The 25,438-nt window shown below is 35.3% G+C and carries 17 protein-coding genes; 10 read left to right on the forward strand and 7 right to left on the reverse strand.

The features are described 5' to 3' along the window. Position 1: 1 nt before the first annotated feature. From fbp to gloA2, 4 genes are all read right to left on the reverse strand, one after another. Entirely contained in the window at positions 2–1,081 is a 1,080-nt protein-coding gene (gene fbp, locus QWY86_RS13020; protein WP_290242763.1) for a class 1 fructose-bisphosphatase, read from the reverse strand. A gap of 19 nt (positions 1,082–1,100) precedes the next feature. After that, complete coding sequence (locus QWY86_RS13025; protein WP_290242764.1) at positions 1,101–1,592, reverse strand: metallophosphoesterase family protein; 492 nt, start codon at positions 1,590–1,592, stop codon at positions 1,101–1,103. A gap of 39 nt (positions 1,593–1,631) precedes the next feature. Then, positions 1,632–2,348 carry a tRNA1(Val) (adenine(37)-N6)-methyltransferase gene (locus QWY86_RS13030; protein WP_290242765.1) on the reverse strand — a complete coding sequence of 239 codons (717 nt, stop codon included), beginning with the start codon at positions 2,346–2,348 and terminating at the stop codon, positions 1,632–1,634. A gap of 283 nt (positions 2,349–2,631) precedes the next feature. After that, on the reverse strand, positions 2,632–3,015 hold the full coding sequence (gloA2, locus tag QWY86_RS13035; protein WP_290242766.1) for an SMU1112c/YaeR family gloxylase I-like metalloprotein: 384 nt from the start codon (positions 3,013–3,015) through the stop codon (positions 2,632–2,634). A gap of 195 nt (positions 3,016–3,210) precedes the next feature. On the opposite strand from gloA2, the gene purL reads away from it, so the two are divergent. Then, a complete protein-coding gene (gene purL / locus QWY86_RS13040; protein WP_435406637.1) occupies positions 3,211–6,870 on the forward strand; it encodes a phosphoribosylformylglycinamidine synthase in 3,660 nt (1,219 codons plus the stop codon). 326 nt (positions 6,871–7,196) lie between these two features. Here the strand turns inward: purL and QWY86_RS13045 are convergent, their stop codons facing one another. Both QWY86_RS13045 and QWY86_RS13050 read right to left on the reverse strand, forming a co-directional pair. Then, entirely contained in the window at positions 7,197–7,562 is a 366-nt protein-coding gene (locus QWY86_RS13045) for an FEKKY domain-containing protein (protein WP_290242767.1), read from the reverse strand. A gap of 10 nt (positions 7,563–7,572) precedes the next feature. After that, positions 7,573–8,409, reverse strand: a complete 837-nt coding sequence (locus tag QWY86_RS13050) for an energy transducer TonB (protein ID WP_290242768.1) — start codon at positions 8,407–8,409, stop codon at positions 7,573–7,575. 202 nt (positions 8,410–8,611) lie between these two features. Here QWY86_RS13050 and QWY86_RS13055 point away from each other — a divergent pair, with 202 nt between their 5' ends. Beyond that, on the forward strand, positions 8,612–10,786 hold the full coding sequence (locus QWY86_RS13055) for a glutamine synthetase III family protein (protein WP_290242769.1): 2,175 nt from the start codon (positions 8,612–8,614) through the stop codon (positions 10,784–10,786). A gap of 345 nt (positions 10,787–11,131) precedes the next feature. Next, on the forward strand, positions 11,132–12,313 hold the full coding sequence (locus QWY86_RS13060) for an AIR synthase related protein (protein ID WP_290242770.1): 1,182 nt from the start codon (positions 11,132–11,134) through the stop codon (positions 12,311–12,313). Positions 12,314–12,804: 491 nt separating this feature from the next. Here QWY86_RS13060 and QWY86_RS13065 read toward each other — a convergent pair whose 3' ends face one another. Continuing rightward, the gene (locus QWY86_RS13065) at positions 12,805–16,185 is read right to left on the reverse strand and encodes a TonB-dependent receptor (protein ID WP_290242771.1); all 3,381 of its coding nucleotides are present in this window, start codon (positions 16,183–16,185) and stop codon (positions 12,805–12,807) included. Between the two features lie 545 nt (positions 16,186–16,730). On the opposite strand from QWY86_RS13065, the gene lpdA reads away from it, so the two are divergent. The 7 genes from lpdA (at position 16,731) to asnS (ending at position 25,357) form a co-directional block, all read left to right on the forward strand. Then, entirely contained in the window at positions 16,731–18,119 is a 1,389-nt protein-coding gene (gene lpdA / locus QWY86_RS13070; RefSeq protein WP_290242772.1) for a dihydrolipoyl dehydrogenase, read from the forward strand. 655 nt (positions 18,120–18,774) lie between these two features. Continuing rightward, a complete protein-coding gene (locus tag QWY86_RS13075) occupies positions 18,775–19,104 on the forward strand; it encodes a DMT family transporter (RefSeq protein ID WP_290242773.1) in 330 nt (109 codons plus the stop codon). A 116-nt stretch (positions 19,105–19,220) separates the two neighbouring features. Beyond that, positions 19,221–20,060 (forward strand): MBL fold metallo-hydrolase, encoded by an 840-nt coding sequence (locus QWY86_RS13080; protein WP_290242774.1) that lies wholly within the window; start codon positions 19,221–19,223, stop codon positions 20,058–20,060. A 175-nt stretch (positions 20,061–20,235) separates the two neighbouring features. Continuing rightward, entirely contained in the window at positions 20,236–20,595 is a 360-nt protein-coding gene (locus tag QWY86_RS13085; protein ID WP_290242775.1) for a hypothetical protein, read from the forward strand. 286 nt (positions 20,596–20,881) lie between these two features. Next, positions 20,882–21,409 carry a ferritin gene (locus QWY86_RS13090; protein WP_290242776.1) on the forward strand — a complete coding sequence of 176 codons (528 nt, stop codon included), beginning with the start codon at positions 20,882–20,884 and terminating at the stop codon, positions 21,407–21,409. A gap of 728 nt (positions 21,410–22,137) precedes the next feature. Then, on the forward strand, positions 22,138–23,784 hold the full coding sequence (locus QWY86_RS13095) for a M28 family metallopeptidase (RefSeq protein WP_290242777.1): 1,647 nt from the start codon (positions 22,138–22,140) through the stop codon (positions 23,782–23,784). A 124-nt stretch (positions 23,785–23,908) separates the two neighbouring features. Then, on the forward strand, positions 23,909–25,357 hold the full coding sequence (gene asnS / locus QWY86_RS13100) for an asparagine--tRNA ligase (protein WP_290242778.1): 1,449 nt from the start codon (positions 23,909–23,911) through the stop codon (positions 25,355–25,357). The last annotated feature ends 81 nt before the right edge of the window (positions 25,358–25,438 follow it).

Consider the following 25,438-nt stretch of genomic DNA (forward strand, 5'->3'; position numbering starts at 1 on the left):
TTTAATCAATACCTCCAACTATTCCTAAGTTTTCAAGCTTTACATCCACAGTATATTTTTCTGTAGAAGACGGATTTGTATATACTAACATCATTTCTTCAGCCTTCTCAACCATATTTTTCGAACCAATAAAAATGGGCACACGTTGATGTAATTCAGTTGGAATAATATCCAAAATACGATCAAAACCAGTAGTAGCCTTTCCTCCTGCCTGTTCAATAATAAAAGCCATAGGATTACACTCATAAAGTAATCTTAGCTTTCCATTTGGAGAACGTGATGTAGTTGGATAAATATAAATCCCGCCTTTAATTAAGTTTCTATGAATATCGCCTACCATCGAACCAATATACCTTGAAGTATAAGGTCTTTTGGTGGCTTCATCTTCTACCTGACAATATTTAATGTATTTTTTCACACCATCAGGAAAATGCACATAATTTCCTTCATTAACAGAATACATATAACCGCACTCTGGAATACGCATATTTGGGTGCGACAAGCAAAATTCACCAATAGAAGGATCTAGAGTAAAGCCATTAACACCTTTGCCAGTTGTATAAACTAACATGGTTGATGAACCATAAATAATATATCCTGCCGCAACCTGCTCAGTTCCTTTTTGAAGGACATCTTCTAAACCAGCTCGTCCATCTATAGTTTTTCGGCGATAAATCGAAAAGATAGTCCCAACTGCTACATTAACATCTGTATTAGAAGAGCCATCTAATGGGTCGATACAAACAATATATTTGGCATTTTGAGAAACAGGAGATTCAATATGTATGATTTCATCCTCTTCTTCAGTGGCCACGATGCAGCATTCGCCGCCACTGGTTAGGGCCGCAATAAACTGTTCATTTGCATAAACATCCAGTTTTTTTTGTTCTTCTCCTTGAATATTTGTGGTTCCAACATCGCCCAGAATATCTACCAAACCAGCCTTATTAACCTCTCGGTTTACAATTTTGGCAGCGATGCCAATATCCCTTAATAATCGGGATAATTCTCCCTTGGCATATGGGAAATCCGACTGTTTTTCAATGATAAATTGCCCTAGTGTTTTAACGCCACAAACCATACTTAGTGTACTTTTTACATTATCTACCCGATAACTCTATAACCTCTAAGGTATGAATATTTTCATCAGTAACGCAAAAACGAATCAAAGTTCTCACTTTATGCCAGCCATGTTTACCTGCTGCACCGGGGTTTATATGCAAGCATTTTAACTTTTCATCGAACATAACTTTTAAAATATGAGAGTGTCCGGCAATAAATAAATTTGGAGGGTTAGTGTATATTTCTTTTTTTATGTATGACGAATATCGACCAGGATAACCACCAATATGCGTCATTAAGACGTTTATTCCCTCGCAACTAAATCGATTTTGCTCAGGATACTGAGATCTAATCTCTGAATCATCAATATTTCCAAACACCCCCCTTAGTGGCTTAAAAGCTTCAAGCGGTTCCACAACATTCGGCCCAAAATCGCCTGCATGCCAAATTTCATCTACCGCATCGAAGTGCTTAAAAACTGCATCATCTAAATACCCATGTGTGTCAGAAATTAATCCTATTTTTTTCATTATTTATTTTTCATTCCTTATACATTTATACTAAATCGTTTAAAAAGCCAGAAAAAAAGGCTTTAATAATTTTTTGTACTCATCGGTATGTTCTTTTAAACTCTTGTAGATATAAAAATCAGATTCTTCCAAAATATTTATTTCAAATGAAAGACAAATGATTACCCTAAACGTTTCTTTATTTTTATCAGAATGAAGATTTATTATTTCACAAATGTTTAAACTGTATTTTTTAGCAGTCTCGATAACCATATTTGCCTGCTTAACTGGAAGAATAAAGTAGATTTTACCAAACGGCTTTAAATTAAGTGCAGATTTAGCAACAAGCATTTCGAAAAATTCAATACTTGCGTGTCGGGCTAAGCCTTTCCGCTGTTCTTCATTTTTTAAATCATTGATGAAATACGGAGGATTAGAAACAATCAAATCATATTTATCCTTCGTTTCAAAATTTTCAATTGATGTATGGGCACAAGTTAATCTGTTGTTAAACTTGGAGTTTTTAAAATTCTTGCTCGCTGTAAGTGATGCCTGCTCATCAATTTCTATTGCATAAATCTGAGCTTCTGGAAAACGCTGCGCAAGCATCAGGGCAATCACTCCAGTACCAGTGCCTATATCTAATATCGAATTTGGACTTTCATGCTGAACCATTGCCCCAAGTAATACACCATCCGTATTAATTTTCATGGCACAATCCGTTTGATCAACCTCAAAAGATTTAAACTTAAAAACCTGCGATTTATCTCTACTCAAAATACTTATCTAAAAAAATATAAATTTTATCCACATAAAAAAATATAATAAGAACCTATAAATCAATAATTTAAACAAAAATAAATATGATCATCAGATCATTTGATTATCCTGTTAATAAATACATCAAACGTTTGTTTTACTTGATGAACTGCAAATTATAAGTTTGCACTAGCAATTTGAATGAACCGAGTTTCGACCGGGCTTTGAATTGTTAAAACAAAAGAATACTCGATCGGTATCTAAGTAGCCAACAACCAAATTGTTGGCTATTTTGCTTTTATTACTTTTCGTAAAGTTCCAATGGCAAACCATCAGGATCCGTAAAAAAGGTAAAGCGCTTATCCGTAAATTCATCAACTCTAATCGCCTCTGTTTCAATACCAAAACCATTCAATCTTTTTATTTCCAATTCAACATCATCAACTTCAAAAGCCAAATGCCTTAAACCCTGTGCTTCCGGTCTTGATGGCCTTGCCGGAGGATTTTCGAATGAAAATAATTCAATCTGGTAATTATTATCTATCGCCAAATCTAATTTATAAGATTTCCGTTCGGCTCTATAAACCTCACTTAAAACCTTAAATCCTAATTTATTTACGTAAAAATCCTTCGACTTTTCGTAATCAGAACAGATAATTGCGATGTGGTGAATTCTGTTAAACATCTTTTAACTTATGATTTTAGATTTACGAATTATGATTAAACACCCCAAATATCCACTAACTTTCCAACATTCCAACCTTTCGGTTTTCAACATTCACTCATTCAACATTCAATCATTCACTCATTCAAAATCAATCATTATTTCTTTCTATCATTAAAATTAAAAAAGCTAAATTTGCATCTTCAAAAAAAAAGCATGATTCATTTCTTCTTAAATCAATCCGATACGGTTTTTGTTTTACAGACAGACCATCCCATATCTTCAACTGATGTTACAAAACTTGAATGGTTATTTGGCGGTGCCAAACTACAAAATGAGACTGCGCTAAGCGGTTTTTTTGTTGGTCCACGAGCTGCAATGATAACACCTTGGAGCACAAATGCGGTAGAGATTACCCAAAACATGGATATTCAGGGGATTATAAGAATTGAAGAATTTAAAAAGGTTGCGGCAGATTTTTCTGATTTCGACCCTATGCTTTCACAAAAGTATGAGGCCCTTAATCAAGAGGTTTACACGATAAATATTCAACCTGAACCGATTTTAGAAATTACGGATATTGCAGCCTACAACAAACAAGAAGGTTTATCTTTAAGTGATGATGAGGTGGATTACTTGATTAAGCTTGCTGATAGACTGGAAAGACCTTTAACGGATTCGGAAGTTTTTGGCTTTTCACAAGTAAATTCAGAGCATTGCCGCCACAAAATATTCAATGGTACATTTGTTATCGATGGAGAAGAGAAACCGACATCACTTTTTAAACTTATCCGTAAAACTTCAGAAGAAAATCCGAACGATATTGTTTCGGCCTATAAAGATAACGTAGCTTTTATTAAAGGTCCGGTGGTACAGCAATTTGCGCCAAAACGTGCAGATGAGCCTGATTATTACGCAACAAGTGATTTTGAATCGGTAATATCAATAAAAGCAGAAACACACAATTTCCCAACAACTGTAGAACCTTTTAATGGTGCAGCAACAGGTTCTGGAGGAGAAATTAGAGATAGATTAGCGGGTGGACAAGGCTCATTACCTTTAGCCGGAACAGCAGTTTACATGACTGCATTATCGCGTTTGGAAGAAAATAGAGCATGGGAAAAGGGTGTTGAAGAAAGGGCATGGCTTTATCAAACACCAATGGATATTTTAATCAAAGCATCTAACGGGGCTACTGATTTTGGCAATAAATTCGGTCAGCCATTAATTACCGGTTCTGTTTTAACTTTCGAGCACGAAGAAGACAACCGTAAGTTAGGTTTTGATAAAGTGATTATGCTTGCCGGTGGCGTAGGTTATGGAAAAGCAAGTCAGGCTAAAAAACAAAAACCACAAGAAGGCGACAATATAGTAGTTTTAGGTGGTGAAAATTATAGAATCGGAATGGGCGGTGCTGCTGTTTCATCGGCAGATACTGGTGCATTTGGAACTGGCATTGAATTAAACGCCATCCAGCGTTCCAACCCTGAAATGCAAAAAAGAGCTGCTAATGCTGTTCGCGGAATGGTAGAAAGTGAGTACAACACCATCATATCTATACATGATCATGGTGCTGGCGGACACTTAAACTGCTTATCAGAACTGGTGGAAGAAAATGGTGGTTTAATCAATTTGGACAAACTTCCAGTAGGCGACCCTACCCTATCGGCAAAGGAAATTATCGGTAATGAATCTCAGGAACGCATGGGATTGGTTATTGGAAATGAGCACATCGAAACTTTGCAAAAAATTGCAGATAGAGAACGTGCTCCAATGTATACGGTTGGTAAGGTAACAGGCGACCATCGTTTTACTTTCAAATCTGAAACCACAGGTGCAAAACCAATGGATTTCGAATTGAACGATATGTTTGGCAGCTCGCCAAAAGTGGTGATGGAAGATAAAACCATCGACAGAAAATATGAAGAATTAAGCTACCATGCAGAAAAATTAGGTGAATATTTAAATCAAGTGCTTCAATTAGAGGCAGTAGCTTCTAAAGATTGGTTAACAAATAAAGTAGATAGATGTGTTGGTGGTCGCGTTGCAAAACAACAAACTACCGGACCATTACAGTTACCTTTAAATAACTGTGGCGTAATGGCTTTAGATTTTCTTGGAAAAGAAGGTATTGCTACATCGGTTGGTCACGCACCTATTTCTGCATTAATCGACCCCGCTGCCGGAAGCAGAAATGCAATTGCAGAATCGCTTTCGAATATCGTTTGGGCTCCATTAAAAGATGGCCTAAAAAGTGTTTCATTATCTGCAAACTGGATGTGGGCTTGTAAAAACGAGGGTGAAGATGCCCGTTTGTATAATGCAGTTAAAGCTTGTTCAGATTTTGCTATTGATTTAGGCATCAATATCCCAACGGGAAAAGATTCTTTATCAATGAAACAAAAATATAAGGATGGCGATGTAATTGCGCCTGGTACAGTTATTATTTCGGCTGGTGGCAATTGCGATGATATTACTAAAGTTGTAGAACCAGTGCTGCAAAAAAACGGTGGTTCAATTTATTACATCAATCTTTCTAATGATGAATATAAATTGGGTGGCTCATCTTTCGCACAGATTTTAAATAAAATCGGAACGGAAACACCTGATGTTAAAAACGCTGAGGCATTTAAAATTGCTTTCAACACGATTCAGCAATTAATTAAAGAAGGTAAAATCCAGGCTGGACATGATATAGGTAGTGGTGGTTTAATTACCACATTATTAGAGATGTGTTTTGCAGATAATGATTTGGCAGCAAACATTAATCTGGAAAAAATAAAAGAAAGTGATTTAGTTAAACTTCTTTTCGCAGAGAATATTGGTGTTGTTTTCCAGGCAGATGCTTCAGTAGAAGAAACTTTAAAAGCGAATGGTGTTGAATTTTTCAACATTGGAAGTGTTATTGATGGAAACATTCTGCAAATTAACCACAATGATACTGCTTACAATTTTAACATTAGCGAATTACGCGATACTTGGTTTAAAACATCTTACTTATTAGATAAAAAACAAAGTGGCGATGTTAAAGCCAAAGAGCGTTTTGATAATTATAAAAACCAGCCTTTAAAATATAACTTCCCAACACAATTTGATGGTAAAAAACCTGTTATCGACAACAGTAAACCAAGACCAAAAGCTGCAATTATCCGCGAAAAGGGAAGTAATTCTGAACGTGAATTAGCTAATGCAATGTATTTGGCCGGATTTGATGTTAAAGATGTACACATGACTGATTTAATTACCGGACGTGAAACTTTGGAAGATATTCAGTTTATCGGAGCTGTTGGCGGTTTCTCAAACTCTGATGTTTTGGGTTCGGCTAAAGGTTGGGCTGGTGCATTTATGTACAACGATAAAGCCAGAATTGCTTTAGAAAAATTCTTTAATAGAGCAGATACTTTATCTGTCGGGATTTGCAATGGTTGTCAGTTATTTATTGAGCTTGGCCTGATTAACAAGGACCATGAAGAAAAACCAAAAATGTTGCATAACGATAGCCATAAACATGAAAGTATTTTCACCTCATTAACCATTGCCAAAAACAAATCGGTAATGCTTTCTACACTTGAAGGCGCAACTTTAGGTGTTTGGGTATCGCATGGCGAAGGAAAATTTAGCTTACCATATACAGAGGATAAATACCAGATTGTATCTAAGTATGCTTATGAGCAATATCCTGCAAGTCCGAACGGTTCTGATTACAATACAGCGATGATGTGTGATGAAACCGGCCGCCATTTAGTAATGATGCCACACATTGAACGTTCATTGTTCCAATGGCACTGGGCAAATTATCCGAAAGGAAGAAAAGACGAAGTTTCGCCATGGATGGAAGCTTTCGTAAACGCAAGAAAATGGATAGAGAACATGTAAAAAAATAATGGATAATGTAAGATGGAAAATTGAATTCATTTCCCTCCATTCTACATTTAATTCATAAAAAACGGCTTGAGCAAATGCTTAAGCCGTTTTCAATTTACCGTCTAAAAAAAATCATGACCAATGGTTAATAGAATTCCTCTACACCCCTTATTCACTCGATCTTACCTTTTACTTTTCACATTTTCCATCATTCCTTCAACGTGAATTAAGAGGTGTTTCTACAAGCTCAACCTGACAATTTCACTTTAAGCTATAACATCACAAACCGGTGGGTTTTTCCATCATCATTTAACTTCTTCAATCTCACACTTCCCCTCTCACATCCTAAATCTCACATCTTCCATCACCACATCATTCCTTACTTCCTTTCGCCATCCCTTACCATATTTACCATCCATATAATTAGCTACAACCTTATTATAATGTACAATTGAAATAGAGGCGGGTAAAACGCAACCATACTGATAATACTTAATACCATATTTCTTTGCGAAAAGATTTTCTCCCTTATAATGTTTTGGCGCAAAGCCTCCCATAATTAAAAATTTAATATTTCCTTTCTTAATATCAGATTGAGCCAGTTTAATACTATGGCTTATAGTGGTATCAGCATTTACAACATCAGCAGCTTTTAACTGATTTGTAAAAAGGAAGCTTAGTAAAATGATTGTTATGGCTTTCATAGGAAGCAATTTAATTATTTAAAGTGAAAGTTATAGGCAAGTTAAAGCGAACGCGAACTGGGTTCCCTTTATTTTTACCCGCATTCCAAGCTGGAGATTTCTTAATTACTTTTATCGCTTCTTCATCGCAACCAAATCCAATACCCTTTATTAAATTGACATTGCTTATCGAACCATCTTTTTCTACCACAAAGCTAATATACACCTTGCCTTGTGTACCTGCTTCTTGCGCTTGGTATGGGTATCTTAAATTACGCTGAATGTATTTCGCCCAGGCTTTCATTCCACCCTCAAATTCAGGATATTCATCAACGCCTGAAATATCAGTAATTGCATTTCCATCTGGCATATCTCCATCAACCTTAGTTCCGTTTCCATTGCCCTCATCTATTTTAGCTGGCAAAACAATGTTTGGATTTATATCTCCATCCTGAGTGATGTTACTAATCACCGCATCATTAGTATCGTCTATCGTTGGCGCTGGTTTTGCTATTGCATCATTCACAACCTCAATTTTTGAAGGCATATTAATGCTTTTCACTTTAGCAGGTTCTTCTTTCTTCATTTCCTCTTTCTTCTCTGGCTTAGGTTCTTCGATTTTAAAAATCTTATCGTCAGGGATATTTACAGGAATGCCGGTTTCTACTATCTCTGCAGGTTTTAACTTGTTATAAATTAATGGCGATACACTTAAAAGTATAAAAACGCCGCCTGCAGCAAATAAGGATTTAGTTAAAGTTGATGACGATTGTGCCCTTAATGTGTAAGCACCATAATTTTTGTTTCTTCCAGAAAATACAAGATCGAGCCACTCGGTTTTGTAAATGTTAAATGATGAGTTGAACATAGTTTTGAGTTTTAGTAGCATGATGTGATAAAACCATCAATTCCATAAAACTTTAAAAAATCTAAATTATTTGCTAAAAATGAAATTTTCAATCATAAAATCATTTTTATATTTCATTTTCGATAAAATTGAGATATTTCTAACAATTGTTTCATAAAAATTAATAAAATATACTATTTTTGACAAAAAACATAACAAATTAATGAAAAGCTTAAGAACCATCGCATTAAAAGAGGCTCAAAACAGAATTTCACCAGAAGTTAAATCACCATCTACAAAAATTTCTGACTTTTTTGGCGCTAATGTATTTGATAAGAAAAAAATGAGAGATTTCTTATCTAAAGACGTGTATGAAAAATTAATTTCATCTATCAACCAAGGTGAATTAATCAACACTGAGGACGCAAACCAGATTGCAACAGCTATGAAAGCTTGGGCAATGAGTGCTGGCGCAACTCACTACACACACTGGTTCCAGCCTTTAACAGGTACAACGGCAGAAAAACATGATTCATTTTTTGAGCCAAGTGGCGAAGGTGCTATTGAAAAATTCGCAGGTAGCGCATTAGTTCAACAAGAGCCAGATGCATCTAGTTTCCCTAACGGCGGTATTCGTAATACTTTCGAAGCGCGTGGTTACACCGCTTGGGATCCATCTTCTCCGGCTTTCATTATGGAAAGCAAAGCTGGTAAAACACTTTGTATTCCGACTGTATTTGTTTCTTACACTGGCGAGGCATTAGATTATAAAGCACCATTATTAAAAGCATTAGCTGCATTAGATAAAGCTGCTGTTGATGTTTGCCAATATTTCGATAAAAGCATTACTAAAGTAAATGCATCATTAGGTATCGAACAAGAATATTTCCTTGTTGATGAATCCTTATTCAACGCTCGTCCGGATTTATTATTAACTGGTCGTGCTTTATTCGGACACATGTCTGCTAAAGGCCAGCAATTAGAAGATCATTATTTTGGTTCTATTCCTGAGCGTGTTTTCACTTACATGGTAGATTTCGAAAACGAAGCTTTAAAATTAGGCATTCCTTTAAAAACCCGTCATAATGAGGTTGCACCATCTCAGTTTGAGTGTGCGCCTATTTACGAAGAAATCAACTTAGCAATCGATCACAATCAATTATTGATGGATTTGATGGAAAAAGTTGCTCGTCGCCACCATTTCCGTGTTTTATTACACGAAAAACCATATGCAGGCATCAACGGTTCTGGTAAACATAATAACTGGAGCTTAATTACAGATACTGGTAAAAACTTATTGGCACCAGGCAAAACGCCAAAAAACAACTTAATGTTCTTAGCTTTCTTTGTTAACACAATTAAAGCAGTTAGCGAACATGCAGATTTATTACGCGCAAGTATTGCATCTGTAAGCAACGACCACCGTTTAGGTGCTAACGAAGCTCCGCCAGCAATCATTTCAATCTTCTTAGGTTCTCAGTTGAACGATGTATTAGATGAAATTGAGCACTCACGAATCAGCAAAAAAATTAAAGAAGATAACGCACTTTGGTTAGGTATTCCTAAAATTCCACAAATTTTATTAGATAACACCGACCGTAACCGTACATCTCCATTTGCATTCACCGGTAATAAATTTGAGTTAAGAGCAGTTGGTTCATCAGCAAACTCTTCAGCACCAATGACCATCCTAAATGCTATCATGGCAGAGCAGTTGGTTAAATTTAAAGCTGAAGTTGATAAACTAATCAAGAAAGGTGATAAAAAAGATATCGCATTATTAACAGTAATCAAGAAATACATCAAAGAATCTAAATCGATTCGTTTTGAAGGTAATGGTTATAGTCAAGAGTGGGAAGATGAAGCTGCAGCACGCGGTTTATCAAACATCAAAACTACACCTAAGGCTTTGGATGCTTATTTAACTGAAAAATCTGCTGATTTATTTGCAGCGACTAACATTTACAGCAAACGCGAAATCCATGCCCGTCATGAGATTATGTTAGAGAATTTCTACAAAAAATTACAAATCGAGGCTCGTGTAATGGGTGAAGTTGCTAACACGGCAATTATTCCTGCTGCAATTGCTTACCAAAATTCTTTAATCGCTAACGTAAAAGGATTAAAAGAAATTGGTGTAGATAGTAAATCATCATTAGAGATCGTTAAAAAATTATCTGAGCACTTGGATATCGTTAAGACGAATATTGATGCGATGCTTGAAGAACGTAAGGTGACTAATAAAATCGAAGATACTCGCGAAAAAGCAATTGCTTACGATGAGAAAGTTAAATCTTACTTCGATACCATTCGTTACCATGCTGATAAATTAGAGCAAATTGTTGACGATAGCGTTTGGCCTTTACCAAAATTCAGAGAATTATTGTTCATGAAATAGATTTTAAGCCGCGAGGTTTAAGTTATAGGGCGTAAGGTTTTTAACTTTACGCCCTTTTTTTGTAGCAGGGTTTTTAGGATTTAAAAATTGTCGGGATTCGAACGTACGATGAAAATTGTTATTTGATAATTGATTCTTGATAATGCCATTTATAAGTTGAAATTGTTATTTGAAATATGGTTATTAAATAACTTTCTACCTTCACCTTTTTACAGCTCATTTCTACTCATTATGCACTAAACCTTTTGGCTTCTGTCTACTAATTCCCCACTTTTTACTCAATACTAAAAACCTTTTACCTTTTACCTTTTACCTTCTACCTCTAATCATTATCTTTGCGCCAACATGAGTGATAACAGGTACAATCAAAGGGGTGTTTCTGCCTCAAAAGAAGATGTGCATAATGCCATCAAAAACATTGATAAAGGAATTTTCCCGAAAGCATTTTGTAAAATCATTCCAGATATTTTAGGAGCTGATGAAGAATATTGTAACATCATGCATGCAGATGGTGCCGGAACGAAATCTTCCTTAGCTTATGTTTATTGGAAAGAAACCAACGATTTATCTGTTTGGAAAGGCATTGCACAAGATGCAATCATTATGAATATTGATGATTTAATCTGTGTTGGTGCAACTGACAATATTCTTTTATCCTCTACTATCGGTCGTAATAAAAATTTAATTCCTGGTGAAGTGCTTGCCGAAATTATTAATGGAACGGAAGAAATTTTAGCTGATTTACGTGAACAAGGAATTTCTATATATTCTACAGGTGGCGAAACCGCCGATGTTGGCGATTTAGTAAGAACCATAATTGTAGATTCTACTGTAACTTGCCGCTTAAAGCGTAAAGATATCATCAGCAATGATAACATAAAGCCAGGCGATGTTGTAGTAGGCTTAGCTTCTTACGGACAAGCAACTTATGAAACGGAATACAATGGCGGTATGGGTTCAAACGGATTAACTTCTGCTCGTCACGATGTTTTTGATAAATATATCGCCAACAATTACCCCGAAAGTTTTGACCCGGCTGTTCCTTTTGATTTAGTATTTTCTGGAAACCAGAAATTGACAGATGAAATTGAAATTGAAGGCTTTGGCAAAATCACAGCAGGCAAATTGGTGTTATCTCCTACCCGTACTTATGCACCTGTAATTAAAAAAATTCTTGAGCAGCACAGAAACAAAATTAACGGCATTGTACACTGCAGCGGTGGCGCACAAACTAAAGTGCTTCATTTCGTTAACGATGATGTGCATGTAATTAAAGATAACCTGTTTCCTGTACCACCACTATTTAAACTGATTCAGGAAGAATCTGGAACGGACTGGAAGGAAATGTATAAGGTATTTAATATGGGACATAGAATGGAACTATACGTGCCACAGGAAATTGCTGATGATATTATTGCAATTTCAAAAAGCTTTAACATTGATGCACAAATTATTGGTCGTGTAGAAAAGAGCGATAAAAAACAAGTAACCATCAACAGCGAAAAAGGAACTTTTATATATAATTAGTTCCACTCCGTCATTTCGAGCGAAGGCGAGAACAAAGATTGCTCAACATATCTGTAATTAAAACAATTGTCAACCGTCATTTCGAGCGAAGCCGAGAAATCTTTGTAATTTGAAAAGCAAGGATTTCTCTGTTTACAAACTTACATCTTTAGGCAATACGGGTGCATTTACAAGAATGCGTTGAAGATGCTTTCTCATATCCCAGCTTTCTTTCTTCTTACAAAAATAGCAAATGCATCACCGCATAATTTCCGCTCTTTAACTGTGACACACAACTTTTCAACTAACCAATATTACAGCTGACCAACTAGCTCATCCCACTAAATAGATGAAGTATAGTTCAAGTATAGATTGGTGTATTGTATTAGTACTAAATTGTATATTAGATTCTAGTTACCCAATTCAGATTATCAATTATATAACCAAAAACCTTATATAAACAAAAAAGTCCCGATTTGCATCGGGACTTTTCATTTATACTAAATTAAGTATTAATTAAAGTTATAACGTACACCAAACTGCATGTAATAAGTAGAAGAAATTGTTTGAGAAGTACCAAACGTTTCTCTTACAATATCGCCAGATGCATTAGCAACTCTAAATGTTGGTCTGGTAGTTGCGTTAATTGAATTAACATTTTGAGGAACCAAAACTTGAGAATTATTAACAAAGTTTACATTACCCCAGTTACGGTTTAATAAGTTACCTACGTTAAAGATGTCAACAGTAAATTGGAAAGAGTTTTTAGTTTTACCAAAATCTTTAAAAACTTCCTGAGTTAATCTGAAATCAAATTGGTTTCTCCAAGGAGATACACCACCGTTACGTTCTGCAACTTTACCTCTATTTTTGCTTAAATATTTATCCTGAGCGATGAACGCTTCGAAAATATCAGCTTGCTCTTGCGCACTATATGCTCTTAAATAGTTGGTAGTATTTGCTGGAATTGCAACAAACGAAGCTGCGGTTAACTCACCTTGATTAGGTATATAGATCAAATCGTTTCCAGAAACACCATCACGGTTGAAGTCACCATTGTAAACATATGAGAATCTACCTTGCTGAGCACCTTCATAGAATAATGAGAATGAAGTAGCTAAATTACCAAAGTAAGCTTTTTTATATGATACGTTAGCAACAATTCTATCAGGATTTAAGTTGCTAGAATAACTTAAAGTTGGAATGTTAGCAATATTTTGAGTTTGTGGAGCATTCCATAAACCAGCTAATTGGTCACCACTTTGATCACCATAGTTACGTTGATCAGAACGTGTATATGCAATCATAGCTGAAATACCATTGCTAAATTGTTTTGTTAATTGAGCTGTAGCCATCCAGTTGTAACCACCTTTAACATTTTCCATTTGGATTGCGTTGAAGCCTGTTACTGTACCATTAGCGCCACCACTTGGAGTACCATTAGCAACTGGCAGACCAGAGCCATTAATTGGATTGATATATTTGTCAGTATTGTTTACAGGATAAAAGAATCTACCATCTGGATAGCCAGTAATCTGAACAGTTGGATTAATTAAGTTTAAGTTCTTAGCAACTGCAACATTTAAATCACGTCCATAAATACCTTCTAAAGTACCTACTATACCACCTGGTAATTTAACATCAAAGGCTAAGCTTGATTTCCAGGTTTGAGGAAACCTCAAGTTTGGCGCCATCACACTAATACCAGATGAAGGAATTGAAGTTCCGGCAGCAGGAGCAGCAGTTGATAATTGTGGTGCTATTGATGGATTGAATAATGGTACAGCGGTACCTGTGTAACTTTGAGTATATTGAATTAAACCAGCATCACCTGATTGTGAAACAATCCAAACAAATGGAATACGGCCAGTAAAAATACCTGAACCACCACGCACTTGGAATGAACGATCACCCATTACATCCCAGTTAAAACCAAAACGCGGAGAGAATGAAATTTTGTTTTCTGGTAAAACGCCAGTATTAATTTTTTGTCCACCAAAATTTAAGCCCGCAACCAATGGGTGTGTTCTAACTTCAGTAACATCAGGATATGTAGCTTGTTCTACACGTAAACCAGCAGTTAATTTTAAACGGTCAGTTACTGTAAATTCATCTTGCAAATATGCTGAGTATTGGTTGAATTTGAAGCTAGGATAAGCTTGTGAACCATCAGCAGTTAATGGGTATGTAACAGTATATTGAAGTGCTCTCTGATTGTTAATGAAATCACTCCAGGTTCTGAAAGTATAAAAACCTGTTCCGAAACGTTGGAAACCATTTTTAGTTGTACTGAATTCACCTTGAACACCTAAAGTTAAATTATGCTTGCCTAAAGCTATACTCAAATCATCACTATAAGTATAAGTTTTAACATCTCTTAAGTTACCGTAAGAAAATGGTTCATAACCAAAAGTTGTTAAAACACTACCAAAGTTGTTACCAGTCGGAACACCATCTAAGATATCAACTAATGGGAAAGGATTTCCGTCACTTGTACGAGGATCGTTTTGGTGAGAGTAAGTCGCTCTTAAAACATTAGTAACTTTACTACCAAAGTTTGAGTTTAATTCAGCAACACCTGAATAAAGATTTGCTGCTTGGTAGTAATTTGAGTTGAAGAATGGTAAACCAGAAGTTCTTGCCGTTCCAGATCTTAAGTTTGCATATGCAAATCCAGTAATCGAACCGATTGGAGAACCCGTAGTTGAAGTACTAGCTGGTGATGGAGATTTACTCTCAACCTGATTGTAGCGAACACTAAAACGGTGATTTTTATTGATGTTCCAGTCTAAACGGGCGAACATTTTTTCGTTATCACTTCTATTTTGGTATCCTTGGTAAGGGCCAGTTGAATAATTATATCTATTTAACAGATAAGAACTCACTTCGTTTAAGAAACTTTCTGATGCTTGAACAACATTTGGATTTGCAACCGAATAAAGGGTTGCAGGAGTTGAAGCAATTCTTTGTGTACCTGGAGCAATAGTTAATTTCTTCTCATAGTTAACAAAGAAGAATAATTTATCTTTAATAATCGGACCACCTAAACTGAAACCGTAGTTTTTCTCATCCAATTTTTGAAGTGTACCAATTCTGAAATCACCAATTCTTTTTCCTTGTTGCTCTTCGCCACGCATCGTATAAAAAGCATTACCAGAAAAAGTATTCGTTCCTGAACGAGTAACAGCACTTACCGAACCACCTGTAAAACCAGTCTGACGAGCATCATAAGGCGTTACATTGATAGAGATTTGCTCCAATGCATCAATTGAAATTGGAGAACCACCAGCAGGAATGTTACCACCAATACCAAATTGGTTGTTAAAGTTAGCACCATCTACCGTAAAGTTGTTCGAACGGTAGTTACCACCACCAATTGAAGTACCGTTAGCTTGTGGCGTTAAACGCGTTAAATCGTTTACACTACGCGTAATGGTTGGTAATGATTGGATTTGAGCCTTGTTAATAACAGTTGAAGTTCCGTTTTTATTTGAATTTAAAATTGTACTTGTACCAGTACCAACGATTTTAACCTCAGATAAAGTAGAGCTGTTATCAACCATTGTAGTGTTTACTACATAAGGCTCACCAAGTTTTAAGTAAACCTCAGTTTGTTTTGCAGGGTTGTAACCAACAAAACTAATCTCGATGGTGTATGGTCCACCAACACGCATACCGCCAATCGTAAAACGACCGTCGTTGTTGGTTGATACACTGTAAACAGTTCCTGTAGGCGTATGCGTAGCTTTTACACTAGCACCAGGAAGCGCACCCTGGTTATCCTTAATTGTTCCTGTCATTGACGATGTGGTTACCTGTGCATTAGCACCAAAAGTAATACCCACAAAAGCCACAACAACGAGTACTAATCTTAAAAGTAAAGATTTCTTCATACTTTGTTTTTTAAATTTGTTTTTTGTTGAATAATAAATCGGGGAAAGATTTTATGGCGCAAATGTAATTATTAATTTTTAACACATTTTAACATCCAATGTTAAATTATTATTAATTATGTCAAAACTTTTCAACAATTAACTTCAATCTTTAATATTTAACTTTCACTTTATCAATAACTTGATAGCAATTAAATACATTTCGTAAATAATGCAGTTTCAAATGATTGTATTTATGTCATTATAAACTTATTGTAACGAATTTTTCAATAGTCGTTTATTAACAAACATTTTTTTAGTTTTGGCATTGAAAGGGAACTAACATCCCCTTAAAGTGTAATGCTAATGCAGCAATCCTGCAAAGCGAGGGAAATCTTCTCATAAGAGCCTCCTCCGATTCGGAGCTTACCAAAAAATATAGAACAACTAAAAAGCAAAAGCTATTTGAAATAGATGTGAAACAACTTTAGTTATCCCTTCATCTTATTGATGACATTAGTTATAGTATGCACAATCTGGCAGATAGAATATAAATATAAAAACAGATGAATTACGACGTTATTGTTTTAGGCAGCGGCCCAGGTGGCTATGTAGCTGCAATTAGAGCTTCACAATTAGGAATGAAAGTTGCAATTGTAGAGCGTGAATCTTTAGGTGGTATTTGTTTAAACTGGGGTTGTATCCCTACTAAAGCGCTTTTAAAAAGTGCGCAGGTTTTCGAATATATTAACCACGCTGCCGATTACGGAATTACAACTACCGAAGCAACTGCCGATTTTGCTGCAGTAGTAAAACGTAGCCGTGGTGTTGCAGATGGCATGAGTAAAGGCGTTCAATTCTTGATGAAAAAGAATAAGATTGACGTAATCATGGGCACTGGCAAAGTTAAACCTGGTAACAAATTAGAGGTTAAAGGTGCTGATGGATCTCAAAAAGAATTAACCGCTAAAAATATTATTATTGCAACTGGTGCTCGCTCTAGAGAGTTACCGAACCTAAAACAAGACGGTAAAAAAATCATCGGTTACCGCCAGGCAATGGTTTTACCAGAATTACCAAAAAGCATGGTTGTTGTTGGTTCTGGAGCAATTGGAGTTGAATTTGCATATTTCTACGCAACAATGGGTACAAAAGTGACGATTGTAGAATTTATGGAAAATGTAGTTCCGGTTGAAGATGAAGATGTATCGAAACAATTGTTACGCAGTTTGAAAAAAGTTGGTATCGATGTAATGACATCTGCTTCTGTTGAATCTGTTGACACAAGCGGCGCAGGTTGCAAAGTTTCGGTAAAAACGGCTTCAGGTATGCAAACCATCGAAGCCGATATCGTGCTTTCTGCGGCTGGTATTGTTGCAAACATCGAAAACATTGGTTTAGAGGAAACTGGTATCAAAACTGAAAAAGGTAAAATTGTTACGGATGAGTTTTACAACACATCGGTAAAAGGATATTACGCAATTGGTGATGTTGTTGGCGGACAAGCTTTGGCGCACGTTGCATCTGCAGAAGGTATTATTTGTGTAGAGAAAATTGCTGGTCAACATGCTGAACCACTGGATTACAATAACATTCCGGGTTGTACGTATTGCACACCAGAAATTGCATCTGTTGGTTACACCGAAAAAGCAGCTAAAGCAGCGGGTTACGAATTAAAAATTGGTAAGTTCCCATTCTCAGCATCAGGTAAAGCAAGTGCAGCAGGTGCAAAAGATGGTTTCATTAAATTAATCTTTGATGCTAAATACGGAGAGTTGTTAGGTGCACACATGATTGGTGCAAACGTTACAGAAATGATTGCAGAAATTGTAGTTGCCCGTAAATTAGAAACCACAGGTCATGAAATGATTAAATCAGTTCACCCTCACCCAACCATGAGCGAAGCCATTATGGAAGCTGCTGCTGATGCTTACGGAGAAGTGATTCACTTGTAACATTTCATCTCATTAATATTGAGAAGGAAGTTCAGTTAATGAACTTCCTTTTTTGTTTATAGACATTACCGTCATTTCGACCGTAGTGGAGAAATCTTTTACAAAGAGAAATTGCTTACTAGAATTATTGGTACAAGCAGTATTGCGCAATAACGAAAAATACCATTCGAATGAAGCTGAGAATATTTTGTAGCGCAAAACCTGTGCTCTTCACTTACAGCAGGCCCGCCAATACTACAATCTTTTGGTTTTAAAACTTACGAAGAGTGATTATAAAGTATAGTTCTTAAGTTTTACCAAAAGGATTTTCGTTATGCCGGGTCTATTTTACTTAATTCAGTAACCATTTTGAGGGGTAATCAGCTCACAAACCATTGTATCTAAACCCGACAAAAACGAACACGAATCCCGATTTTTCTTCGGGATGAGTAAAGTGATTGGCGGGACTGGAAGCCGCCATTACAAACTGAACATTCATTTTCAAATAACTATATATCATTGAAATTAAATTAGCTACAGCGCCATTGCTTCGCGGTTCCTAATGACGTAATACATAAACTATAGGCCGCTTTCTAGATTATTCCTGAAACATTTAGCGGTGCAATCTGTTCGATAATTAACTAACAAAATTTTCATTAAAAACAAGGAGCACGTTATGCATTGGATTTTACTAATTATTGCCGGACTTTTCGAGGTTGGATTTACTACATCATTAAAATTATCAGAAGGTTTTACAAATTGGAAGTGGGCTACAGGTTTTGTGGTTTGCGTTATCATTAGTTTTGTTTTTTTAACTAAGGCTATTGAACAAATTCCACTTGGAACCGCTTACGCAATTTGGTCGGGTATTGGTGCAGTTGGAACGGTTTTAGTTGGAATACTCTATTTTAAAGAAGATGCCAATTTCTGGCGTATTTTCTTTATCGGATTACTAATTCTATCTATTGTTGGATTAAAAATGGTTACGCCAGATAAATCTGCTTAATCAAATAGAATTTTGCTCATCGCTTAAAACATTTTAAATTTGATCGGTTGAGCGGATTTAACGTCACACCACTCAGCATTAAACGAAATGATGAGCAACGACTAACGAGCAAAGCGATGAAATTACACACAATAGATACAGGTTTATTTAAATTAGATGGTGGCGCTATGTTTGGCGTAGTACCCAAAGCAATTTGGCAAAAAACCAATCCTGCGGATATAAATAATCTTTGTACCTGGGCAATGCGCTGCCTCTTAATAGAAAACGATAATAAACTTACTTTAATTGATACGGGGATTGGCAATAAGCAAGATGATAAGTTTTTTAGTCATTATTATTTGCATGGTAATGATTCAATGGAAAAATCACTCGCTTCCTTAGGCTTTAGCAGTGCGGATATCACCGATGTATTTTTAACGCATTTACATTTCGACCATGTTGGTGGTGCAATTGTTCGTGATGGAGAAAAACTAGTTCCGGCTTTTAGAAATGCCAATTACTGGAGCAACGAAAAACATTGGCAATGGGCTATTGAACCAAATCAAAGAGAAAAAGCATCTTTTTTAAAAGAAAATATTTTGCCTATACATGAAAGTGGTCAGCTTCAATTTGTAAAAGAGCAAGAAAATATCGCATTTCAGCCTGACATTAACATCAGCTTTGCTTACGGGCATACAGATGCGATGATGCTACCAAAAATTAATTATAATGGCAGCACGATTGTTTACATGGCTGATTTACTTCCATCAGTAGGACATCTCCCTCTACCCTATGTTATGGCTTATGATATGTTTCCATTGAAAACTTTAACAGAAAAACAGGCCTTTTTAGAAGAAGCTGTAAACAATAATTACATTCTGTTCTTAGAGCATGACCCGATAAATGAATGTTGCACCTTACGGAGAACCGAAAAAGGAATTCGGGTTAATGAAACATTTAAGTTAAGTGAAATTTAGGGCGAGAGAATTTCAAATTTTAATTATCAATTAGCAATTCATAAATTCAAACAATTCACCAGTTTCAACAATTCAACAATACTAACAATCCTCCTCAACCAATAAATACCAAATTCTGACAATTTATTTTAGATTTTATTTGTATTTAATCTAAATAATAGCAACTTTTGTATCAATGGAAAAAGCGTGTGTTGATATTAACGAACTGGTTAACGTATTCTCAAATAATTATGGCTCTGTTTATCAATCAGATAAATTGAACTGTTTTTATGTTGATTTTGGTGGAAAGTTTGCACGCTACAATTGCCTGTCCCTTCAGAAATTAAAAAAGGTTGTAGAGGATATTGATATTGAATCACTTCTTTTGAATACTAAAAAGGCCGATTTCGAATTAGTAACCTTTAATGGCTGCGAACATATTTATCTATTAAGCGCATTAGAAATTATTGCTTTGAAAGATTTATTACAAGGTACTTTTACCATGTTTAAGTTAAATCACCTGATTAGCGACTGCCTTTATCGTTTGGTTTATTAATTTTTTAGTTGTTTGGTTTTTTAGTTCATTAGGCTAATCAAAACCAATTGCAAGGTATTTTCACTCAAAATCTCCTCCTATCTAATTAACTTTCAATAAGTATCCGTTTAACGTTGATCGAACCCATTCCACATTTTACATCTTCCATTTTACATCTTCTTGTCATTATTTAAACTCATTACAAATAACTAATTATCAGCAATTTAGACTAATTTCATATAGCAAATAATTTATTTAGCTAAACAAATACATACTACATTTGTATAGTTATTAAAGCACAGAAATTATGAAAGATTTAATGCGTATTAAATGTTTAATATCTCAAGATATAGAAACACTTTTAAATCAGCAGATAAAAAAAGAAGCTCACTCTTCATCACTATATTTAGCAATGTCATCCTGGTGTGACCAAAATGGATTTGACTTTTCTGCAGATTACTTCTTAAAACAATCTGAAGAAGAAAGGATGCACCAATTAAAACTATTCAAATATGTTTTAGATATGGGCGGAAATGCAATTTCACCTGAAGTTACTGGAGTTAAAACTGATTTTGCAGGTTTTAGAGAGGTTTTTGAAGATGCACTTGAAGCAGAAATCGCTATTACACAAAGTTTCAAAAATTTAGCTTCTAAATGCCATAAAGAACAAGATTTTGTTACAATGGAATTTTTAAACTGGTTCTTGAAAGAACAACGTGAAGAAGAATACAAAGCCCGTCGTGCATTAGAATTATTTGAGGTAATTGGCGAAGAAGGTACAGGAAGATGGGAAATTGATAAGCACGTTAATAAAATCACTTACTCTGAAGATTAAATCAGAACACATTTAACAAAACAAATATAGAAGCTGCCCTTTGGGTAGCTTTTTTTTTTGCAAATAATCAATCATAAATAAGAAAGCTTCCGATATTTCTAAAGGAAGCTTCTTTTTTGTTTAGTTTGTTTGGTTTATGTTGATTATGGATAAGCTTTTTTTTTGTAAAAAAAGCGCCGTTACCAGCGCTTTTTTTAAACCAAATATATAATAATAATTAACGAGCATTACAAATGTACGAACATTTCACACATTTACAAATAAAAGTGTCATTTATTTAGTATTTTTTATTTAAAAAATCATAACATTCTATATTTCAACACGAATAATTAAATATAATTGAAAATAAATTATAAAATAATAAGGTTTTATATAAAATAAGTTAATTTATATTCTTAAAAATCATCAATAATTGAAAATTTAAGTTAAACTATATTATATTTTAAATATAATTACACAAATAATCCAAAAATAAGGTGAAATCTTATTTCTATGGTGATAATTTCATAAATTACTATACAAAATTCATTAAAAACTTCTCAAAAGAATCTTTCGAGAACTTAAACAAAAAGGAAGAGCTGGCTAAAAAACTTTTCATTTAGTAAAAGTATTATAAATGTCTATTGTGTTTATAAGACAAGATTTATTAGAACAAAATGATACTAATAATTCAACCGAATAAGATTTATTATTTATTTTCATAATTTTCGTTTTATAAAATAAACATTATGAAAATTTTAAATGCTTGCTTATCTATGGCATTAGCCATTTTTACATTAACTGCATGTAGGCAAAACGATAAAGCCACCAAACTTGGGCCAATATTGCCAGAAGAAATTAAATCTCACATAGCCGTATTAGCCAATGATTCACTTCAGGGCAGACGTCCTTTTACCATTGGAGAAACGAAAACCGTGAATTATATTGCCACCGAATTAAAAAATGCCGGTGTAGAACCTGGCAATGCAGATTCATATATACAAGAAGTGCCAATGATGGAAGTAACCACAACCCCATCAGAAAACATGGAAATATCTGGCGGCAAAGAGCAATTAAATTTTAAAGCCGTAAAAGAATTTGTAGCATTTAGTAGAAGAGCCCAAAATACTATCCAAATAAAAAATTCACCAATTGTGTTTGCAGGCTATGGAATTGTTGCGCCAGACTTTAAGTGGAACGATTACAAAGATTTAGATGTAAAAGGTAAAACAGTTGTGGTTTTAATCAGCGACCCTGGTTTCAAATCAAAAGATAAAACTGTTTTTAGAGGTGATACGATGACTTACTACGGTAGATGGACTTACAAATACGAAGAAGCTGCCCGACAAGGTGCAGCTGCCGTGATTATTGTGCACCAAACTGAGCCTGCAAGTTATGGCTGGTCGGTTATTACAAACAGTAATACCGGAGCAAGGTTGTATTTGCAAGCTGAAGACAAATATGTATCGAGGTGCAAACTAGAAGGCTGGATGACAGAAGATGCAGCGACAAAACTTTTGGCAAATGCAGGTATCACCGGCGACATAAGAGAATATGCCCGCAAAAAAGATTTTAAAGCAGTGCCCTTAAAACAATCCTTAACGGTAAGCCTGAGCAATAGAATAAAATATTCCACATCAAAAAATGTTATCGGCATTATTAAAGGCAGTAAACGACCAGATGAAACAATTATTTATACTGCACATTGGGATCATTTTGGTATCGGACCAAAAATAAATGGAGATTCTATTTACAATGGTGCTGTAGATAATGCAAGTGGAGTTGCTGCAATGCTTTCCATTGCTAAAGCTTTCCAAAATACGAAGGAGAAACCAGAGCGTTCTATTGTGTTTCTAGCGGTTACTGGAGAAGAACAAGGTTTACTGGGTTCTGAATATTATGCCTTAAACCCAATATACCCGCTAAACAAAACCGTTGCTAACCTGAATATGGATGCATTGGGTTTTTATGGTGCAACGAAAGATATTTCTGTTAAAGGAAAAGGCCAAAATGATGTAGAAGATTACATCTTGAAGGTTTTAGCGGATAATAAATTAGAGGCCGTTGGCGATACAAGACCAAGTGCAGGAAGTTATTATCGTTCAGACCACTTTAATTTTGCAAAAGTTGGCGTACCAGCAATCGATATTGTTAACGGTTTAGCAAGTGTAGAACATGGGGCTGATTGGGGACAAAAACAGAAAAAAGAGTATAACGAAAAGCAATATCACCAACCATCTGATGAATATAATAAAAATATGAATGCGGATGGAATCACTCAAATCGCTAACATACTATTTACGGTTGGATATAAGCTAAGTAATGAAACGACATTTCCCGGATGGAAAAATGGTTCGGAGTTTAAAACGGCAAGAGACAAATCTATGCAGAAATAAATGAATGGTAAATTTTATAAATTCAATAAGCCAAAGCTTACAGTGAAACAATTTAAACAATTAAGCAAATCCAATATTTAACCTCAATTTTTTTCCTAAATTTGCGCCTTTTACAAATAACAATATGATTAAGAGACAGCAAATTAGAGATTTATTAAAATCGACTGCATTTAACACAGAAGTAACGGTTATGGGATGGGTAAGAACTTTCCGTAATAATCAGTTTATTGCATTAAATGATGGGAGTTGCATGAGCAACATCCAGGTGGTGTTAGATTTCAATAATTTACCAGAGGAGCTGTTAAAAAGAATTACTACAGGTGCAGCAATTTCTGCAACGGGTAAGCTGGTAGAGTCTTTGGGTAAAGGTCAATCTGTAGAAATTAAAGCTACAACAGTTGAGATTTTAGGTGATAGCGACCCGGAGAAATTTCCTTTACAACCTAAAAAACACAGTTTAGAGTTTTTACGTGAAATTGCACACTTGCGTTTCCGTACCAACACTTTTAATGCAGTTTTTAAAGTTCGTCATGCATTGGCATTTGCAATACACCAGTTTTACAACGAGCGTGGCTTTGTCTATATGCATACACCAGTAATTACAGCAAGTGATGCGGAAGGTGCAGGCGAAATGTTTAAAGTTACAGCACTTGATTTTGACAACACCCCACGCACTGATGATGGGAAAGTTGATTTTTCTCAAGATTTCTTCGGAAGGGCAACAAACTTAACAGTTTCAGGGCAATTGGAAGGTGAATTAGCAGCTATGGCTTTCGGACAGATTTACACATTTGGACCAACTTTCAGAGCTGAAAATTCAAATACAACACGCCATTTAGCTGAGTTTTGGATGATTGAGCCTGAAGTTGCATTTGCAGATTTAGAAGATAACATGCAGCTTGCAGAAGATATGATGAAGTATGTAATTAAATATGCTTTAGACAACTGTAAAGATGAATTGGAATTCCTAAATACACGTTTAGCAGAAGAAGACAAACAGAAACCACAAAATGAACGTAGTGAATTTACGCTGATTGAGAAATTAGATTTCTGTTTAGCGAACGATTTTGAGCGTTTAACTTATACAGAAGCCATCAAAATTTTAAAGTCTTCTAAACCAAATCAGAAAAAACAATTTAAATATTTAATTGATGAGTGGGGTGCAGATTTACAGAGTGAGCACGAACGGTATCTGGTAGAGAAACACTTTAAAAAACCAGTTATTCTAACTGATTATCCGGCAGATATTAAATCTTTCTACATGCGCCAGAATGAGCCAGATGCAGAAGGTAGACAAACTGTTGCAGCGATGGATATTTTATTTCCAGGTATTGGCGAAATGATTGGTGGCTCGCAACGTGAAGAGCGTTTAGATCGCTTAACAAAACGTATGGAAGATTTAGATATACCACAGGATGAACTTTGGTGGTATTTAGATACCCGTCGTTTCGGTTCTGCGCCACATGCAGGCTTTGGCTTAGGTTTCGAACGCTTAGTTTTATTCGTAACTGGCATGACCAATATCCGTGATGTTATTGCTTTCCCTCGATTCCCTAAAAACGCAGAGTTTTAATTAGGGTTTAGGGTAAACAACTTACAATATTAAAAAGGTCAGGTTTTAAAAAAAATCTGACCTTTTTTTTCTTATTATGAG

The sequence above is a fragment of the Pedobacter aquatilis genome, from assembly GCF_030409415.1.
GTDB classification, from domain to species: domain Bacteria; phylum Bacteroidota; class Bacteroidia; order Sphingobacteriales; family Sphingobacteriaceae; genus Pedobacter; species Pedobacter aquatilis.

Coding starts and splice junctions, on each gene's coding strand:
- lpdA (WP_290242772.1), top strand. CDS start 16,731: ATGAATTACGACGTTATTGTTTTAGGCAGCGGCCCAGGTGGCTATGTA.
- QWY86_RS13090 (WP_290242776.1), top strand. CDS start 20,882: ATGAAAGATTTAATGCGTATTAAATGTTTAATATCTCAAGATATAGAA.
- QWY86_RS13080 (WP_290242774.1), top strand. CDS start 19,221: ATGAAATTACACACAATAGATACAGGTTTATTTAAATTAGATGGTGGC.
- QWY86_RS13050 (WP_290242768.1), bottom strand. CDS start 8,409: ATGTTCAACTCATCATTTAACATTTACAAAACCGAGTGGCTCGATCTT.
- QWY86_RS13065 (WP_290242771.1), bottom strand. CDS start 16,185: ATGAAGAAATCTTTACTTTTAAGATTAGTACTCGTTGTTGTGGCTTTT.
- QWY86_RS13085 (WP_290242775.1), top strand. CDS start 20,236: ATGGAAAAAGCGTGTGTTGATATTAACGAACTGGTTAACGTATTCTCA.
- purL (WP_435406637.1), top strand. CDS start 3,211: ATGATTCATTTCTTCTTAAATCAATCCGATACGGTTTTTGTTTTACAG.
- QWY86_RS13055 (WP_290242769.1), top strand. CDS start 8,612: ATGAAAAGCTTAAGAACCATCGCATTAAAAGAGGCTCAAAACAGAATT.
- QWY86_RS13025 (WP_290242764.1), bottom strand. CDS start 1,592: ATGAAAAAAATAGGATTAATTTCTGACACACATGGGTATTTAGATGAT.
- asnS (WP_290242778.1), top strand. CDS start 23,909: ATGATTAAGAGACAGCAAATTAGAGATTTATTAAAATCGACTGCATTT.
- QWY86_RS13060 (WP_290242770.1), top strand. CDS start 11,132: ATGAGTGATAACAGGTACAATCAAAGGGGTGTTTCTGCCTCAAAAGAA.
- QWY86_RS13095 (WP_290242777.1), top strand. CDS start 22,138: ATGAAAATTTTAAATGCTTGCTTATCTATGGCATTAGCCATTTTTACA.
- QWY86_RS13075 (WP_290242773.1), top strand. CDS start 18,775: ATGCATTGGATTTTACTAATTATTGCCGGACTTTTCGAGGTTGGATTT.
- gloA2 (WP_290242766.1), bottom strand. CDS start 3,015: ATGTTTAACAGAATTCACCACATCGCAATTATCTGTTCTGATTACGAA.
- QWY86_RS13045 (WP_290242767.1), bottom strand. CDS start 7,562: ATGAAAGCCATAACAATCATTTTACTAAGCTTCCTTTTTACAAATCAG.
- fbp (WP_290242763.1), bottom strand. CDS start 1,081: ATGGTTTGTGGCGTTAAAACACTAGGGCAATTTATCATTGAAAAACAG.